The following is an 18577-nucleotide window of genomic DNA, read 5'->3' as shown; positions in this document are numbered from 1 at the left end:
TGTACAATATTAATACATTATAGTTATTGTATCACAATTATTCCATCAAAATCAATATATCAAAATTAGTATGAAATGATTCCATAAATAATTAAAAATAACATTATCAATGGAATTATATATTTAAAGTAAAGCTTAAATGCCCTACTCAATTTAATACCTTTACCAATATTAACTTCTTCTATATATTTATCAAAGCCCCATCCAAATTTCCATGTACAGAAAACACATGTTAGCAATGATCCTATAGGAAGTAAAAGGTTACTAACAATAAAATCTTCAAGATCCATAATTGTATTGTTAGCTTTAAGTGGATGAATAAAATTCAATACATTAAATCCCAAAGCACATGGAATCGATCCGATTGTAATGATAACTCCTGCAATAATTGCTGCTTTTTTTCGGCTAAATCCAAGATTATCAATTGAAAAACTTACATCATTTTCAAAAACACCAATCATTGTAGATAATGCCGCAAAATACATAAATAGGAAAAAGAAGCTTCCTATAATTCTTCCTCCTTTTAACGACATAAACACATTTGGAAGTGTAAGGAAAATCAAACTTGGACCTTGACCTGGCTCTACTCCAAAAGAAAAGCAAGCAGGTATTGTAATAAGTCCAGCAACAATTGCAACAAATGTATCAAGTCCAGCAACTAGTAAAGCTTCACCTACAAGACTTCTTTCCTTATTGATGTAACTACCAAAGATTTCCATGCTACCAATTCCAAGACTTAGTGTAAAGAAACTTTGATTAAGTGCCGCATATAAAACATTTCCAACTCCTGCCTTTTTTATGTGTTCAACATTTGGCATTAAATAAAATGAAACACCTTTTGAAGCATTTGGAAGTGTTAAAGCATACACACCAAGTCCCAGCATAATAACTATCAACGCAAGCATCATAACTTTTGTTATTTTTTCAACGCCGGCCTGAAGTCCTGCTGAAGCAACAACAACCGTAATCACCATTGTGAAAACCATATACTCTATTAGAACTTTTGGCGATGACATCATTTGAGAATAAATTGACATAATTCCTATTGTGTTTTTACCCTCAAATTTACCTGTTACCGTTAAAACAAAATATCTTAACATCCATCCCGAAACAACTGAATAAAACATTAAAATAATATAATTTCCGAACATTGCAAAATATCCATGAATATGCCATTTAGTTCCCTTGGGCTCTAATTTTTTAAGTGCTGGTAGAATACTTACCTTGCTAGAACGTCCCATTGCATATTCCATTGTCATAATTGGCACACCTAAAGCAACCAAGAAAAAAACATAAGTTAGTACGAAAAATCCTCCACCATTTTTTCCTACCATATAAGGGAAGCGCCACACATTTCCAATTCCAATAGCGCATCCAGCCGACAATAAAATAAACCCTAGTCGACTCCCTAATGATTCTCTCTTCATGTAAAAAAAATCTCCTATCAATTAAATAATACTAATAGGCTTTATAATAGTCATAATATTAATCGTAATCTTTAATATTAACTCTCATATTAATCCTCATAAAAAGCCCACATATTAATATATCATAAAATCGACTTTTTTACATCAACAATTTAAAGGGTCAAAACATTTTCTCAATAGAATAATTTATCAACCATTACCATCGTCTTCATCATCATAATCTAAATCTAAATCATTTTTGTTATCTTCATCTTGATTTACATTATTCTTGTCTTTACTTTCTGAATCATCCTTATCTATCGAACTATCGTTTTGCTGTAAAAAAAAAATTTTTCCACCTTTTACATCTGTTACACTAATTTTTCTGACTACTATTCGAAATAAATATCCGTTGAGCCGAAACCATTTTCTATTTTTAAATTTAAAACAGGTTTAGAACCATCCATCGAAGATTTACCATGAGTTTTCACAGAGCCAAAACCATTATCAGCATTTATTATTACTCTAAGATCACTTGGAATGTAAACACTTAACTTACCTAGTCCATTATTTAACTCCATAATACCTCCATTTGAATCAATTGTTGAGCTAGTTAAATATACAGTTAAACTTCCCATCGCATTTTCAATTTTTCCATTTTTTAGATTCTTAACTGAAACATACTCTGTTCTTTCACCAAATGTATTTTTGATTGAAAAATTTCCTTCTGCATCTTCATATTCCACAGAATTTGCTCCACAATTTTTGTAGAACTCTTTACATTTATCTACTTTATCAAAACCGTCAAATGCAAGTTTTTTTGTTTTTTTCCCAAAAATCAAAGATAAACCTACTCCAATCAACAATGCACTAAAAATGATATATGTTGGTGCAATCTTTTCAATTCCCAATTCTTTTGAAAAATTCGTAGCCATAAGGCCTATAGCCAACATTATTAAAACGATACTGTGCTTATGAATATTTACCACTAACATAATGCAAATAAAAGCCAAAAGCATTCCTATTTTTAAAATTGGAATATGTGTAAAAATTGCAAGTTTATCAACAAATAATGCAACTGCTAAAATAATAAGTGCTAAACCTGATAAAATCTGTTTTCTTCTAATATTTTTCATCTCTTTAACCTCTTTTCCTCCATTATCTCAATTAATGCTTTAATGTATTTCCTTGATGCAAAAGCTTTTTTATTAGTATTGGCAAAAGATATTTCACTTGCTCCCGTGATATTTTTCTTAATTGCTACAATTTTTGACGTATTAACAATAGTCGACTTTGATATTCTAAAAAAATCGCGCGGAAGAAGTTCTGCCAATTCATAAAGTTTTTGTCTTGTCTTATAAATCCCCTTTGGAGTATGAATTAAAATATAATTTCCATCAGCTTCCATAAAAATAATTGTACGTAATTCCAAAAAATGTTCCACATCATCTTGAAAAGCTGAAATGTGAAGAGATCTTGTTGATTTGTTAACTAAACTCTTTTGAAGTTCTATTATCTCATCCGTCAACTCTTTACAGTGAATTGTTATGTAGTCCTCCTCCAAGGATTCATTCACCTCAATATTGATTTTCACTTTTTATCCTCCTTGTAAGTATAGTAAAACATACTTATATTTAGGAATCAACACTTTGGGATAAGAGGTTAATTATACGAGATAAGAGGTATATTTTTAATTTTGATGTTTTATTTTGGTGTTTTATTTTGGTGTTTACTTTTTATACTCAAGTAAATCACCTGGTTGGCAATCTAGTGCTTCACATAATTTTGCAAGTGTGCTAACTTTTATTGCCTTTGCTTTTCCATTTTTTAAAATTGACACATTTGCAATAGTAATTCCAACTTTTTCAGAAAGTTCTGTAACTGACATTTTACGTTTTGCAAGCATAACATCAATATTAAAAATAATATTACTTTCCATTGGTTCCTCCATTTTATTCGTTTTTAATTTTTGCTTACTTTTTTACATTACCTTGTTTCTTTTTATTACACACTTTTTTTTATTATATTTTTCTTTTTATTGCATGTCAACATCAATTTATTGTATTACGATAAATTTTTAATCTTAGAAAGTAATTTTTGATTTTCGTATCCTGTAGAATATGGGAAAAAGCCTGTACTAAATATTAAAAAAAATAAGACTTTGTCTAACAAAAGTACAAAGTCTTATTTAAAATAAAATACGTATTTTATTATTATTTCTGTTAAATACTATTCAGTTATGCTTGTTTTATTAACCTTTGTATCATTTAAACTTGCTTTTAGCAAACTTGTTTTATCTACATTTGTTATATAATTCTGTTCTTTTTTTCCATCAGTAATAATTGAAATCATTACAAAAAAAGCTAATACAAATGGATATATTAAATATGGTACAAATCTAAAACTTGAAACTTTAGAAATGCTTGATGCAACCAAAAGCTGCGCTCCATATGGTATAATTCCCTGCATAATACATGAGCTTACGTCTAATAAAGAAGCGACCTTAGATGATTCTACTCCATATTCATCACCTATTTCTTTGGCGATTGGTGCGGCTACTACAATAGCAACTGTATTATTTGCTGTCGCTATATCCATAAATGCTGTCAAAAAAGTGATACCGAACATACCACCTGTTTTAGATTTTGCTCTTTTTTTTATCAATTCAAGTATAGCCTGAAATCCTCCATTATTTCGAATCAAAGCAGTCACCGACGCCACTAATATCGTTACTATCATCGTCTCAAACATTCCTGAAATTCCGTTTCCAATTGATGACAAAGATGTAACATAACTTAATTTTCCTGTCAAAACGCCTATAAATCCAAATAAAACTATTCCAATACTTAGAACCAAAAATACATTCATTCCAACAACAGATAACAACAAAACTACAAAATATGGTAATGCCTGCCAGATATTGAAATTGAATGTACCTATTAAACTGCTTTTATTCATCAAAGAATACGCAACTAAAATAATAAACGTAATAACTGCTGCTGGTAAAGATATTTTTATATTTGTTCTAAATTTATCCTTCATGGCAACGCCCTGTGTCTTTGTTGCAGCAATTGTAGTATCTGATATGAATGACAAATTATCTCCAAACATAGATCCACCTACAACTGCACCTACACATAATGGAAGTGATAACGATCCGTTAGATGCAATTCCAACTGCAATCGGAACTAACACTGTTATTGAACCTACACTAGTTCCCATCGCCATAGATATCAAACACGCTATCAAAAACAATCCTGGCACTTCAAAATTGTGAGGTATTATATTTAACAACATGTTTGCAGTACTCGTTGCACCACCTGCTCCCGAAGCAATTCCACTAAAAGCACCTGCTAAAATAAAAATAAAAAGCATCGTCACAATATTATCATCTGCTATACCTAATGCACAAATATGAATTTTTTCTTCAAATGTGTATTTTTTATTTTTGGCAAATGCCACAGCTAATGCAACACTAAAAGCCAAAACTACGGAAACGACATAAAATCCCATCTGGCCTTTTATCGGATTTATATACTCAAAATAAATACCATTTCCTAAATATAATACTAAAAAAACAACAATCGGCAATAATGCCCACAGATTAGCTTTTTTCTTAATTTTACAATCCATCAAGCTATCTCTCCTTAAAAAATATGCGTTTTATTTGATCATATAGTGATATTTTATATTAAAACGCTACTCAAACTAACGCAAAAGCGCATCATCTATTTTATCAAAATCTCACATATTTCTCAACTTGAAAATTTGCATTGATAGCGTAAAAATGTCTTAAACTAAAGTTAAGCCATCCTTAGTAGATTTTGGATATTTCTTCTTAAAACGTATTCTAAGAGGAATTGAAATAATAAATAATACCAACGCAATTGCAAAATTATAATAAGAATTTTTTAATCTACTTTTGTAAGAATCTGTCCCTACAACTTTTTGATCAGGACTTACCCATACTTTCTTTAAATTCTTATCTGGCTTATCAACCTGTCCTGTTAATTTATGGGTATACTCTTTGCCATCTTTAAATGTATAATGTACAGTATAACTATATGATTTTCGAAAAATATTTGCAGCATATCGGTAATCACTCTTTATGTTCGTAACATAGCCTGGGCACTCAATATCATTTTTACCCATTCTCGCCCCCTGCATATTTACACATCCTATAATAAGCATAAACAAAGATGCTCCAAATACAAACAAATGAATGTATTTTTTTAGCTTCTGTATTCCTATCCTAGTTTTTATTAAGTAAAAAATAGACAAGCCAATCAAAACATATTTTACCATTTCACAACCTCCGGTGCATTTGCAAACGAGTAAAATGTTGCAACGGCATTCCTAAAATATAAAACTTCTGTGTTTTCATCATCTGCTGAATACATTTTTTGAAGCGATGGATATGCATCTAACATTGATTTTTTTGCTTCATATCTGTCATCTGATTCTAATTCACCTGCGACTCTTAACCATTCTCCTCCTTTAAAAGCACATATCTCTACCTTCGGATTCTTGTGAATCTGTTTTGAAACATCTTTGCTTTTTCCTGTTTGAATATAAAGTTTTCCTTCAAAAATATTAACAGTTCCAAATGGTCTAACTCTTGGCTGATCACCTTCTACAGTTGCTAAATAATAAGTTTCTGCTTCTTTTAAAAATTTTTCTACTCTTTGCATAACAATCCTCCAATTTGTTTTTTTTACTATTATATCACTCTTACACAATATAAATTAAGCCCCTCAAAAAAATTATACAAATTTTTTAAGCACATTTTTGGGACACAAATATTTGAATGATGTACTAGGAAAGGGCGCCTATATCATATGCTTTCATCTATCTTATGAATAAATATTCCGCTTCTCAACTTTGGTTCAAACCATGTGCTCTTAGGTGGCATTAATAATCCCGCGTCTGCTACATTCATCATTTCCTCTATACTAGTTGGAAACATTGCAAATGCTACCGCGTCATATTTATCACACCGTCTCCTTAACTCTTCATAGCCTCTTATTCCACCCACAAATTCAATTCTTTTATCTGTTCTTGGATCTTTTATTCCTAATATTGGTTCTAGAATTTCATTTTGTAGTCTTGAAACATCAAGACTTTCCACTACATTTGTAGCTGAGTTTTCATTTATTCTTTCTTTCTCATTTATTCTTCTATTCTCATTTGTGCTTGTTCTTTCCTCCCCTAAAAATCTACATAATATCCATTCATTTCCAAGACGCATTACAAATTCGCCTTTTCTTCTCGGATGAATCTCGTCCATACTTTCCTCTAATATTTCCACTCGTTTCTCAATCTGCTTAAAGAATTCTTTTTTGCTATAACCATTTAGATCTTTTATAACTCTGTTATAATCATATATTTTTAGTTCTTCTTCCATAAAAATTGCAGACATGACATAGGATGCTTCTCTTTCATTTTCACTATTTTCAGCATTTAATTGTTTATTTTCTTTATCGTAATCTTGTATTTTTCGATTCTTATTGTTTTGATTTTCGTATAATTTTGCGACTTTCACCGCACTTGCTGCACGATGATGACCATCCGCAATATATAGCTTATCTATTTTTTTCAATGATTCCGTCAAAAAAGCAATATCATCTTTTTTACTTATTCTCCAACATCTGTGCCTTACGTTATCTTCTGAAGCAAAATCATATATTTTTTCATATTGTTTTTTATTATTTATAATCTCACGAATTTGGTCGTTATGTTTGCATGCAAGAAAAATAAGTCCTGTTTGCGAACCACATGTCATAATATGGCACACTCTGTCTTTTTCTTTGTTTTCTCTTGTTTTTTCATGTTTTTTTACAGTACCGTTTTCAAAATCATCAGCAGACACACAACAAATTATACCTGTCTGAATGCGATTTCCTATTGTAAGTTCATAAATATAATAACATTCTGTCTCTTCTTGAATTAATCTTTGTTCATTAATCCACTCTTCTAATTTCTTTTTTGCAGCATGATAAACATCGCTTGAATACATATCCATATTTCGTCCGAATAATGTTTCTGGTCTGTCCACTACCAAAAATGAATGAGGATGCTGCTGAACATACTCATATGCTTCTTCTCTGTTATACGTATCGTAAGGTAATGCTGCAATATTCCTTACTTCATGTTCATTGGGTCTAATTGCTTTAAAAGGTTTTATTTTTGCCATGGCACTCTCCTCTTATCAAATTAAACTTCTCTGTGATTTTTATTTTTTTCCAACTATAATAACATGGTTACTTGCACCTAAAACAGATTCTTCTCTACAAACACTATAATGATAATCACACCATGTTGCATATTGTTTTTCGTCCCAACTATCGACTTTTTCTGCTAAAAGTGGTGCTATCCCATCTTGAGCAAAATGATCTACTACCTCTAAATTATGTTCTTTATATATTTTTTCCATTTCATTTTTTGAAGAATAATACGTATCCGTCCAAAAACACTTATCATCGTCATGCTTGAGCACGCCTGTTTCAACTATCTGCTTTGCTAGCCCTGAATCCAAATAATTTGAATCACTAATAGCAACACATTGAAACACATAAAATCTTGGAATATAAGCCGTTAACAAAAGACCGCCTTTTTTTTTAACCCTCAGGCATTCTCTCAAACATTTTTCTCTTTGACTTTCTTTAATCAAGTGATAAAATGGTCCCATATTTAGAACAACATCGAATGTTTCGTCTTCAAAACACGACATATCTGTTGCATCTAAAACTGCCGTTTTCATTTTATAGTTTTTCTCCTGAATAATGTTTTTTATTATATCGACATGGCGTGGAGTTATATCTGTCGCTGTCACTTCATGCCCTTTATCAGACAGCCAAAACGCATACACACCTGTGCCCGCCGCACAATCCAAAATCTTGCTTTTGGGAGGGATGATTTCTTCAAAAACTTTGGTCGTCGTTAAAAACTCAATTCTTCGAGCATTATTTGTAGTTAGACGCTCCTCTTCTTTATAATTCTCATAACTTTCAACAACATGCTTCATCTTTTTTATAATTCCGCCCCTTTAACAAATGTAACATTCCATTTTAGGTTAATTTTATTTTTAGACACTTATTATTTTACCTTATAAAATAATCAAAAAAAAGGGCTTTAAATAAATTTTTAGACTCATATTAACTTTATCCACAAAAAAATCACTGATAATCAAAAAGTGCGACACAATGCCGCACTTTCTTTATACTTTACCATATTCCCATGACCTTCTGCATTATGAGACTTACAATAGTTATTCCTATCCAACAGCCTCCCCCAAGTAATACTGGCTTTCCGCCTGATTTAATGAGTTTTATCACATTGCTGTTTAATCCAATTGCTGCCATAGCCATTACGATAAAAAACTTACTTAATTCTTTAAGCGGAGCAAACACTTCTGGAGACGCTCCATAATTTAAAGATATAGTAGTAATTATTGATGCAATAATAAAATATACTATAAACATTGGAAATGCTCTTTTAAGACTAAAACCATTTGCATTACTACCTTCTTTTTTGGCTTCTTTAGCTCTAAAGAAAGCCAACACGAGTGTAATAGGTATAATTGCAAGTGTTCTTGTCAATTTCACCGTTACAGCCTTATCAAGAGTCTGTGTTCCAAGATTCCACATACTATCCCAGGTTGAAGCTGCTGCTGTAACAGAGGAAGTATCATTTATGGCTGTTCCCGCAAAAATTCCAAAGCTCTTTCCAGAACTGATACTAAATCCTAAAATCTTTCCAAATGTTGGAAACAATAGAGCTGCCAAAACATTAAATAAAAAAATAACCGAAATTGCCTGAGCAACATCGTCATCATCTGCATCTATCACCGGCGCAGTCGCAGCTATTGCCGATCCTCCTCATATTGATGACCCTACTCCAATAAGCGTTGAAGTATTTTTAGGTATTTTCATTACCTTACGAAGTAAAAACGCAAGAATCAATGACGGTAACGCTATTAAAAAACATACTAATATTCCTATCGAATTTTTCTTTATAAATTTCATATTTTTTTCCATAATCTTTTTTCAAGAAAAAATTATAACAAAAATCAAACAAAATATACAGTTATATTTACAACATAACAATCTAAAATTATTTTGGGATAATTTTTATTCTATAAAATCTATAAATATTTCCACTCTATCTCTAACAAAACTATGGCAAGCGCTTATTTTTAAATATTTCCACTCCTGCTATCATAAATAACATCGCTGATATTCCGGACACTACAAAAACATGATTCATATCGCTTAGCTGTTTTTGACCATTTACGTAAGACACACCACCTGTAAGATAGGTTGGAACATAATCTTTTATTTTTTCGAAAGTTCCACAAAAATAAATTACAACAACGAACACGATTAGTACGATTAGTCCTACATTCGAAGATGATGTCGTTGCAAGACACATCATTTCTATGCAAATAACCCACAATCCAAATATGAACCAACAAACTGCTGGCAACATTAAATCTGTAACCGACGAATTATTCCAATAATACTCATTATAAAAATAAGTTACTAACCAACATGTCCAATACCCTATTGTCCATGTTAAAAAGGCTATTATTTCCTTTGCCATAAAAATACTTAATTTAGATACTCCTTTTGTGACAAAAGGTATAAGAGTTCCCTTTTCATATTCATGCGCAAATAAACTAGACATTGCAATCACCACTATTATAAGAGCTACAGGAAGATTTTTATAAAATTGAACCCATGAATCTAATGCTGTCACTTTTGTCATCTTTGTTATTATTCCAGCTTCCGAAAGTGACTTAGACATTTTTTTCATAATATACGGTGTAATCTTTGCAATAAAAGGGTTCATCATTCCCAAAAGAACAAAAACGCCCAATAAAATTAGGCCTTTTCCTGTTCTAATCAATTCAATTATTTCTTTATGTAAAAAAGTTAAAAAATCTTTCATTTTTCCACCACCTCCATAAATAGAGATTCCAGTGTAGGTTCCGAAACCTCATATTTAATGATACTGATTTTATTTTTTACAATAAATTCCAATACTGTTTGCGCATAAGTTTCTGTCGTATTATTAAAAATAATTTTATTGCCTTTCCCTATACTTTCTGGAAAAGCTGCTAAAATTCTAGATATATCATCATTATTCTCCAATGTAACTTCTAACTGTGAACGATGCCCAACTTTTTTTATTTCTTCTATCGTTCCCGCCAAGGCAATATTACCTTGTTCAAGGAATGCCACTCTGTCACAAATTCTTTCTACATCTTTTAAGATATGTGTCGAAAAAATTACAGCTGATTTTTTTCCTACTTCTGATATTATATCTAGTACTTCTTTTCTTCCCACAGGATCTAATGCCGAGGTTGGTTCATCAAATATTACGAGTTTAGGCTTGCAATAGATTGCCTGAGCGACTCCAAGTCTTTGTTTCATACCTCGTGAAAAACCTTTTATATGACTTTTTTCATTTTTCAGCCCTACAAGTTCTAAAAGTTCTTCTGAGCGTATATCTATTTCTTTGTGACTCATTCCTGCTACTTTTCCGCACAAACTCAAATATTCATAAGCTGTCATATATCCATAAAATTCTGGAACATCAGGAAGATATCCTATATCCCCTAATGTTTTTTTCTTATAACTTACTTCTCTTCCGCACACCGTAATTTTTCCTTTATCAAACGGCAACAACCCTAAAATTGATTTCATCAGGGTTGTTTTACCTGCTCCATTTCTGCCGACAAGTCCAAAAATACATTTTTCTGGAACAGCAAAATTGACGTCTGATAATACTTCTTTAGCTCCAAATTTTTTGGCAACGTGAGAGACATTAAGAATATCCATAACTTGTCCTCCTGTTACAATAATTATTCATTATTTAAGCTTGTATTTGTTAATTTTTCTTGTTTCTACAGCATTTTTTCACTTATTACATTTTTTAATTAGGCATCTTCTCTTCCTAATAACAGATACAAAATAGGCCCTATGAAATTCATTCCTAAAATGCAAACTATTAGCCATAAAGCTCTGTTTCCCATTTTGTAGTGATCATGTCTAAGTATATGCACTATGCTATATCCTAATAATAAAAATTGAACTATAACTATTGGTGCTAAAAGTGGTAAAATGTCTTTTGCTATCATATCTGATTAACCTCTCCTTCTAAATTTCTGATGTGTAGCTTCAATATGCAAACTACAACTATTATCCATTCTTTGAGCAATGTAGTCTTCAAAAGGCATAAAAATTTTGAAAGATTACTTTTCTTAATTACAATTATATATATTTATATAATTTTATTCAACCATTATGTAACAAAACTATCTTTATGTAACGAAACCATCACTATCAATTATATTTTTTAAAAATTCACTGTAACATTTTGCTCCTACCGGGATTTTATCCCCAGAACTTAAATAAACTTCTTGATTGTTTATCTTAATTAAACAAAAAAATTAAAGTACATGTATTAAATATGGGACTTATGGATGATACTCCTACAGGAAAACTCATAAGAACAATACTTTTAGCATTTGCAGAATTTGAAAGGATCTGGTCTGTCCACTACCAAAAATGAATGAGGATGCTGCTGAACATACTCATATGCCTCTTCTCTGTTATATGCATCATAAGGTAAATCAGCGATGTTTTTCACTTCATGTTCATTAGATCTAATTGCTTTAAAAGGTTTTATTTTTCTATAAGACGTCTGCCTCAAGCATCGGAAACTCCTCTTTTAATCTTTGACAAAAATCTGGCGTCTTATATGTAAAAAAAGCTCCGTTTGGATCGCCAAAGATTATTAATCTTTTAGCCATTCCTCTTTTTTCAAAGATTTCATTTAAAAAACTAATAAATTTTTGGTCAAACCAATCATAATATACTTGCGCAGTATAGTCATATTTTTCTCCATTAAATTTAAATGAAACTTCGGCTGTTCCTTCTCCTTTTTCCCAAACTTTCTTATCAACATCAAAAGTGACTTCTGAAAAATCAAGCTCACCATCAGAAATATTCATACACCATTCTAAGAATTCCTCGTACTCTACTCCTTCAAAATCGGTAGCAAACACATCTGAACATTTAATACCAAAAAGCAAATACGAAACTAATTCATCCTCGTCAAAGTTTTCTATCATTCTTGGTGGATATCCCTTCATACCTTGCTCGGCTTCTTTTTCACTACTTTCGATATTTAATCCTAGTTTTTGAACTTTGGGAAAATTCTTCTTTACAAATTTTTCAATATCAACCATTAATTACCTCCTCTTGAAAGCAATTCATTTTATTTTCTAATATGTTTCTTTTTCTTACTTCTTTTTTTATTTTTCTTTTTATTGCTTTTTTTTCTCTGCTTATTCATCTTATTGTTTATGTCGCTTTCGTTTGTAAAGCTTTCATCTGTATCGTTTTCAGCTATGTTGTTGTTTTTATTTACATTTTTCTTATTATCACGTTTTATCAGCGAAAAAAGGAACATATCCCAAAAAAAATCATCATCATTTTTCATAACTTTACACCTTCCGTAGCTATAAAATAATGCATATATATTTATTCTCTTACAATATATTTTATTTATCACAGAAAATAAAGTCAATATAAGGATTTGCACTTCTTATAAACATACATTTTCTCCTCTTATTATCTAGTACTAGTTTTTATATATTTTTTTAATTTCTTCGACAATACTTTAGATATATCTATTAAATCTATTCATTATCATATGTGCTATTTTTAAATTTAATAACATAAAAACAATGCCTAGTAAAATTAGCAATGACGTCTTAAAATCGAACGTAATATAATCTGCACACTTTATTAATATCGCCATACTCATTGGCAAACAAATGATACTTGTTATCAATGATGGGATATATTTTCTAATATATATACTTTGACCTATGTGAATAACAAAATGCACTGTTAGGGAAATCATTAAAGCATACCACAAAACATACAATGTTTTATGTGGAAAGAAATATGCCAACAGACTGATACCAAAAAATGGAATAAATTCCTCATATACTGCTAACGCAAACCCAGCCGTTTTAAAATTTTTATAAACCTTTGTTATCTTCGGATACTTCATAAATATATCCTGATTTTTATAAAAAAAGTATTCGAATCCCACTATTTCTTCCATGTCGTGAAATATAAATATGATTGGTAATAATAATATAAACTCTCTCACTTACTCATCTCCTCTTATTCTAACTATTTTCATAATCATTAATGGTATCTTCTGTTTCCGCCATAGCCTGAAGTGTCATTTCCAGCAATTTGTCGAGTTCCCATCCTAACTGTTTTGCACCTCTCTCGATTACTTCCCTGCTGCAGCCTGCAGCAAAACCTTTGCTCTTATATTTCTTCTTGAGAGATTTTAGCGGCATATCCTTTGTGCTCTTTGATGGTCTCATTAGCGCTGCCGCCCCAATTAAACCAGTAAGCTCATCTACAGCAAAAAGTACCTTTTCCATCTCATGAATTGGTTCCACATCGATTGTTGTTCCACAACCGACTGTTATCCCATAACCATGCGAACATACAGCATGGATGATATCATCACTGACTCCGCCTTCTTTAAGAAGTTTAGGTGCTATCAAGCAATGCTCATCAGGATACAATTCAAAATCAATATCATGAAGGAGTCCAACTATGCCCCAGTATTCCTCATTATCTCCATATCCCAATTCTTTTGCATACCATTTCATTACAGCTTCAACAGTAAGCGCATGCTGTATATGAAAAAACTCCTTGTTATATTTCTTTAAAAGTGTAAATGCTTCATCCCTTGTAATCATTTTCTTTCCTCCTTTTAAATATAGCTCAATTGTAGCATTTATAAAATAAGAATACAATCGCTTGGGAACAGCGTGAACAACAAAAAAAGAACCCGACATAAACAACCGGATTCTTTTGCTTATATTCTGTTCAAGTCCTCCCTTACAGCTCTACAGGCATTTTAAGCTCCGCAGATTTATATGCTGCATATATTACTTTCACTGTATCATATGCTAGATTAAATCCAGACTTCGGCATTCTGTGATAATAAATGGATTCTATGAAATCACGCATCTCATCTGTATATCCCCTGATGATTTCATCCTCAAGAAAAGGACAATTCCATCCTGTCTTTTGTGGAAGCATCTCGGAGATATAAACATCATCTAACCTGTCTTCATCAAGGAAATAGGTTTCCATGAAATTCGCCATAGTGAGCTTACAGTTTATGGCTGCATCGTTGCAATAAAGTTCCACATAATTTTTGCTACCACCAAGAAGCGTATCTGTAGCCATAATCATTGCTTTGGTTTTATCTGAGAATGTCAGTATAACAGCACCAAAATCCTCCACATCATGAGGTCTTGCCGCAATATGCCTGTGCTCATAATCAGTAAGCTGATTTGTTATCGTTTCCATATCTGCATAGACACTCACAACCTTGATTTTTTCTCCGCGAGTCTGTGCTTCTACAGACTTCAGCCACAGGATTGCTGTCAGAGGATGCGCACCTGTTCGTATAAAAGTTCCTCCTCCAGTTTTGCTCCATTCTCCTGCAACGGGAGAGCTAGAACCTTTAAGACTTTCCTCTCCCTTGGCAAAAAGAATCTTGCTTTTCTTTTTTTTAATAATCTCAGCTGCCTTTACTATAGCAGGCGCATAGACAAAATTTTCCGCATACATAAACATCTTGTCCGATGTTTCCACTGTCTGTCTTAAACGTTCCAGATTCTCCAGTACCCTCTCATACATCAAAGCCTTTAAAACCTTCGTTCCAATCGGTTCTTCGTCACCCTCCGATCCAAAGTATCCACTTAAAGGTTTCTCACAGATTACATGCTTCCCAGCTTTTAAAGCGCGCTCTATCATAATTTCATGAACATACGGTGGCGTACAGATATCGATTACATCTATTTCCGGATCATTCAACAAATCATCAAAATTCAACGATGAATTGATGAAGCCGTACCTGTCTTTCATAACCTGTACCTGTTCAAACCGCCGTGCTATGATATGCTTATAGCACACAGGTACTCCTCCAAAACGCTTCAATGCATTCATATGCAATTCTGTCGCACGTCCTGCACCTGCAACACCAAGACAAACTTCACCTTTATCATTCATTTAATCACCCCTTCATAGTAACTAGATCACATCTGTAATTTGTAATTAAAACGTCTTCCATCTCCGCCCTATTGCGAAACATCATAAACAAAAATCCAATAGGTTCATTCAGACAATTAATAATCTCGTCTCCTGTTTTCTTTACCCAATACTCATCAAAAATAAAGTTTCGGTATTCATCTGGAACTTTAATCGTTTCTATTATTCCATTCTCCTGTGCAAGAACAGTCTTATACGCATAAAACCCTTTTTGCTCCATATTCACCGGAAATCCTGAACAATCTAATCCGCACTTTGCTCTCGTCTCCCAATAATCCCAATCAAAACCGTTCAAAGGGTTAGATAGCACAGAGTACATATTTCCAAGAACTCTTCGCATCACTTCTATGATCCATGGCTTTCCATCTGCATAAATATACTGAAGATGGAAAATACCATCATTAAGATTAAGTATCTCTGCCATCTTTTCTATCTGACTTATTAGAGTATCTTTGCACTCTTCAAATTTGTCTGCTGGCCAGGTATCAACTTCCACCCTGTAAGGATTTTCGAAAGAATATTCGTTATTTGACGCAACAGCTACAACTTTCTTGTTCAGCAAAAATGTACAGAAACCATATTGTTTTCCTGTAATATAAGGCTCTGCTACTATCCTTGAAGCTCTTGAATTCTCAAATGCATGCCGCACTGCTCCCTCTATATCCTCCGCATCCTCAACCTTTCCAATGCCATTACCTGCACTGGCATCCACTGGCTTCACAATGATAGGTAATTTCATCTGCGGAATGACTCTCATAGCTTCCTCTTCAGATGTAAAATACAGTGCCTCAGGCGTTACTATATCATATTCTTTTGCAAATGCCTTAAACTTATCCTTATTGTGGAGAGTCAGAATTGTTTCATATGGATCATATCCTGGTAATCCTATTTTTTCAGCCACATATGATGCCGTATAAATTCCAAAATCATTACAGCATTGGCAAATGACATCTATATTTTTTTCTTTTGCAATACTTAAGATTTTCTCTTTATCCGAATAATCCGCTAAGATCCACTCATCAACCCAATTATGTCCTAATGGATCTATCTTTGTACCTGTTGCTATGATGTAATAGCCAAGCTTTTTCAGGGCACGGATTAGACCTAAGTCATTGTGAGTAGCGCAGAGGAGAAGAGCTGTTTGAGTCACATTCATCACCTCATTCTATTTTTTTTATAATTCTTCAAGTTCCTTTTAATTTTTTCATAAACACTATTGTAATAAAAAATCTTTTGTACTTTTCTTATGTTCTTGCATCTATACTTATTCTCATAAGTATATTATCGTGTTCTTTTATATTTACATTTATAGGGAATTAACTTGATACAGATGATATGCTATTTAGACATCTAGGTGTTTTCCTTTTGCTTATGTTTAACATCCTTATTTTTTGCTTTTTATAACTTTTTGCAACCGAAAGTTAATTGTCTTCTTTCAATCGCTTTTCAATATCAGAGGCACTGTATAATACTCTAGTTAACATGATACTCTATAAGATCCTCTATCCAACTATTTATATTGCTGAAATCAAAACCTGTCTTATCTGCCAAATCCGTGTTTAAAGTCATATCATCCATGTAACCATTATATGGAGCTGCATCTCCGTTTTCTGAAAAAATTGCCTTTTTTCCAGTCAAATTTTCTATCATACTGATTAATTCCGAAATAGATATACTTCCCTTGGAAGAACCATTAACAGCCCCATCTACGCTATAAGCTACAAGATGACTAATAAATCTTCCCGCCTCATCCTCATGTATGAAACTAAGTCGCTGGTTTAAATCATCGATAAACATTGGGATTTCCTTACGAATATGATCCACATAAAATTTTAGCCTTCCTGTATAATCATTCGGTCCCATAACCACTGGATATCTTACAAATGTTAAAGGCATTCTGCTATATATCTGAGCCGCTGCGCATTCTGCCTGCCTTTTTCCTTCATCATAATCAGCTATTCTATCCATCCATTTGAGCTCGTAAGAAAACGGATCAAATTCATTTTCATAGATATTCGAATGAAACTTTGTATACACAGAACAGGATGACATCAATATATATCTTCCACAAGAAACGTAATCCATAAGATGTTTCACATCATTTGAAGAATATGCTACCTTATCAATAATGCAATCAAAATATATTCCTCCAAGCTTTTCTTTGACCTGCTCCGGATTATTTCGGTCTACTATTATATGTCTTACTTTATCAACAAATAAAATTTCTGCGTTTCCACGCGTTGCAATCGTCACATCGTGTCCAGCCTCTATTAATGCATTCACCATTGGAATACCAAAAAATCTGGTTCCCCCAACTACTAGTATTTTAGCCATTGTTCCCTCCTGCTTCCTTATAATTTTTTCATCATCCAGTCCGCATCTGCATATTTACCATCCGCATATTTCATATTATCCGGGAAATGTCCACACTTCTTAAACCCCATTTTTTTATAAAGAGAAATTGCTTTATAATTATCTGAAATAACTTCAAGTTCAGCCTGTTCATATCCGACATTCTTTGCAACCTTTAACACTGTCTGCAACATAATTTTTCCTATGCCACATCCACAATATTCTTGGTACAATGCTATTGCCACATCACACCTGTGTGCATACCGCTTATATGGTGCGATAGCCATCAGTGAACAATTACCTATATGATTACCATCTATCGTAGCAATCAGCATCAATTCTCTAGTTGCATCTATTTTATCTTTAATAAAATTTTGTTCCTGCTCCAAAGATAATGTCACCTCGTCAGGTTCACGTATCAAAAAAGGTGTTTCTCCTGTCGTAACTTTTAGGTACTCTATAAGAGCTTCAGCATCCTCAACTTCAGCATTTCTAAGAATTACCTTTCGCCCATTTTTATCTATTATCTCCTTAGGCCCAAATCTCATTTTTGATTTTTCCCTCCTCATCAATAACAAATTCATAACTGTCCTCTGTATTACAATTCAACGTTTACAAATTAACTCTCAAGCCCCGAATTTGAGGCACTTCTTCAAA

21 protein-coding genes and 1 pseudogene are annotated in these 18577 nt (G+C 32.5%); all 22 read right to left on the bottom strand.

All coding sequences use genetic code 11. The features are described from left to right. Positions 1 to 65: 65 nt before the first annotated feature. Positions 66 to 1427 carry a sodium-dependent transporter gene (locus BLV79_RS06265; protein ID WP_074717188.1) on the bottom strand — a complete coding sequence of 454 codons (1362 nt, stop codon included), beginning with the start codon at positions 1425 to 1427 and terminating at the stop codon, positions 66 to 68. 371 nt (positions 1428 to 1798) lie between these two features. Further along, a complete protein-coding gene (locus BLV79_RS06260) occupies positions 1799 to 2542 on the bottom strand; it encodes a LiaF transmembrane domain-containing protein (RefSeq protein ID WP_200795876.1) in 744 nt (247 codons plus the stop codon). Further along, positions 2539 to 3000, bottom strand: a complete 462-nt coding sequence (locus BLV79_RS06255) for a LytTR family DNA-binding domain-containing protein (protein WP_074717186.1) — start codon at positions 2998 to 3000, stop codon at positions 2539 to 2541. Before BLV79_RS06255 ends, BLV79_RS06260 begins: the two co-directional genes overlap by 4 nt. A 135-nt stretch (positions 3001 to 3135) precedes the next feature. Continuing rightward, positions 3136 to 3345, bottom strand: coding sequence for a helix-turn-helix domain-containing protein (locus tag BLV79_RS06250; RefSeq protein WP_074717184.1), 210 nt, complete (start codon positions 3343 to 3345; stop codon positions 3136 to 3138). A 290-nt stretch (positions 3346 to 3635) separates the two neighbouring features. After that, the gene (locus BLV79_RS06245) at positions 3636 to 5039 is read right to left on the bottom strand and encodes a Na+/H+ antiporter NhaC family protein (protein ID WP_074717182.1); all 1404 of its coding nucleotides are present in this window, start codon (positions 5037 to 5039) and stop codon (positions 3636 to 3638) included. 159 nt (positions 5040 to 5198) lie between these two features. After that, complete coding sequence (locus tag BLV79_RS06240) at positions 5199 to 5711, bottom strand: hypothetical protein (RefSeq protein ID WP_074717180.1); 513 nt, start codon at positions 5709 to 5711, stop codon at positions 5199 to 5201. Continuing rightward, complete coding sequence (locus BLV79_RS06235) at positions 5705 to 6097, bottom strand: pyridoxamine 5'-phosphate oxidase family protein (RefSeq protein WP_074717178.1); 393 nt, start codon at positions 6095 to 6097, stop codon at positions 5705 to 5707. Before BLV79_RS06235 ends, BLV79_RS06240 begins: the two co-directional genes overlap by 7 nt. A 143-nt stretch (positions 6098 to 6240) precedes the next feature. Continuing rightward, positions 6241 to 7599, bottom strand: coding sequence for a DUF1015 domain-containing protein (locus BLV79_RS06230; protein ID WP_074717177.1), 1359 nt, complete (start codon positions 7597 to 7599; stop codon positions 6241 to 6243). A 39-nt stretch (positions 7600 to 7638) separates the two neighbouring features. After that, positions 7639 to 8430 carry a class I SAM-dependent methyltransferase gene (locus tag BLV79_RS06225; RefSeq protein WP_074717175.1) on the bottom strand — a complete coding sequence of 264 codons (792 nt, stop codon included), beginning with the start codon at positions 8428 to 8430 and terminating at the stop codon, positions 7639 to 7641. Positions 8431 to 8629: 199 nt separating this feature from the next. Further along, positions 8630 to 9415 (bottom strand): annotated as a pseudogene (locus tag BLV79_RS06220) (YeiH family protein); the annotation flags it as partial. 166 nt (positions 9416 to 9581) lie between these two features. Then, positions 9582 to 10355 (bottom strand): hypothetical protein, encoded by a 774-nt coding sequence (locus BLV79_RS06215; RefSeq protein WP_074717173.1) that lies wholly within the window; start codon positions 10353 to 10355, stop codon positions 9582 to 9584. Then, on the bottom strand, positions 10352 to 11248 hold the full coding sequence (locus tag BLV79_RS06210; protein WP_074717171.1) for an ABC transporter ATP-binding protein: 897 nt from the start codon (positions 11246 to 11248) through the stop codon (positions 10352 to 10354). The genes BLV79_RS06215 and BLV79_RS06210 overlap by 4 nt, the downstream gene beginning before the upstream one ends. A gap of 98 nt (positions 11249 to 11346) precedes the next feature. Further along, positions 11347 to 11547, bottom strand: coding sequence for a PLDc N-terminal domain-containing protein (locus tag BLV79_RS06205; protein WP_074717169.1), 201 nt, complete (start codon positions 11545 to 11547; stop codon positions 11347 to 11349). 383 nt (positions 11548 to 11930) lie between these two features. After that, positions 11931 to 12122 (bottom strand): DUF1015 family protein, encoded by a 192-nt coding sequence (locus BLV79_RS12560; RefSeq protein WP_074717167.1) that lies wholly within the window; start codon positions 12120 to 12122, stop codon positions 11931 to 11933. Next, positions 12103 to 12660: a hypothetical protein gene (locus BLV79_RS06190; RefSeq protein WP_074717165.1), complete on the bottom strand. Its 558-nt coding sequence runs from the start codon at positions 12658 to 12660 to the stop codon at positions 12103 to 12105. Before BLV79_RS06190 ends, BLV79_RS12560 begins: the two co-directional genes overlap by 20 nt. 29 nt (positions 12661 to 12689) lie before the next feature. Then, a complete protein-coding gene (locus BLV79_RS06185; protein WP_074717163.1) occupies positions 12690 to 12914 on the bottom strand; it encodes a hypothetical protein in 225 nt (74 codons plus the stop codon). Positions 12915 to 13094: 180 nt separating this feature from the next. Further along, the gene (locus tag BLV79_RS06180) at positions 13095 to 13595 is read right to left on the bottom strand and encodes an HXXEE domain-containing protein (protein ID WP_074717161.1); all 501 of its coding nucleotides are present in this window, start codon (positions 13593 to 13595) and stop codon (positions 13095 to 13097) included. Between the two features lie 19 nt (positions 13596 to 13614). Beyond that, entirely contained in the window at positions 13615 to 14205 is a 591-nt protein-coding gene (locus BLV79_RS06175; protein WP_074717159.1) for an HD domain-containing protein, read from the bottom strand. Positions 14206 to 14347: 142 nt separating this feature from the next. After that, positions 14348 to 15529, bottom strand: a complete 1182-nt coding sequence (locus BLV79_RS06170) for a Gfo/Idh/MocA family protein (RefSeq protein ID WP_074717157.1) — start codon at positions 15527 to 15529, stop codon at positions 14348 to 14350. A gap of 4 nt (positions 15530 to 15533) precedes the next feature. After that, positions 15534 to 16724 (bottom strand): ATP-grasp domain-containing protein, encoded by a 1191-nt coding sequence (locus BLV79_RS06165; protein WP_074717155.1) that lies wholly within the window; start codon positions 16722 to 16724, stop codon positions 15534 to 15536. Positions 16725 to 17041: 317 nt separating this feature from the next. Further along, a complete protein-coding gene (locus BLV79_RS06160) occupies positions 17042 to 17902 on the bottom strand; it encodes a Rossmann-fold NAD(P)-binding domain-containing protein (protein WP_074717153.1) in 861 nt (286 codons plus the stop codon). 17 nt (positions 17903 to 17919) lie between these two features. After that, a complete protein-coding gene (locus BLV79_RS06155) occupies positions 17920 to 18468 on the bottom strand; it encodes a GNAT family N-acetyltransferase (RefSeq protein WP_074717151.1) in 549 nt (182 codons plus the stop codon). Between the last annotated feature and the right edge of the window lie 109 nt (positions 18469 to 18577).

Source organism: Lachnobacterium bovis DSM 14045 (genome assembly GCF_900107245.1).
Lineage (GTDB): Bacteria > Bacillota > Clostridia > Lachnospirales > Lachnospiraceae > Roseburia > Roseburia bovis.
The sequence above is the reverse complement of the archived record's forward strand: the minus strand, read 5'-3'. Positions and strand labels throughout refer to the sequence as shown.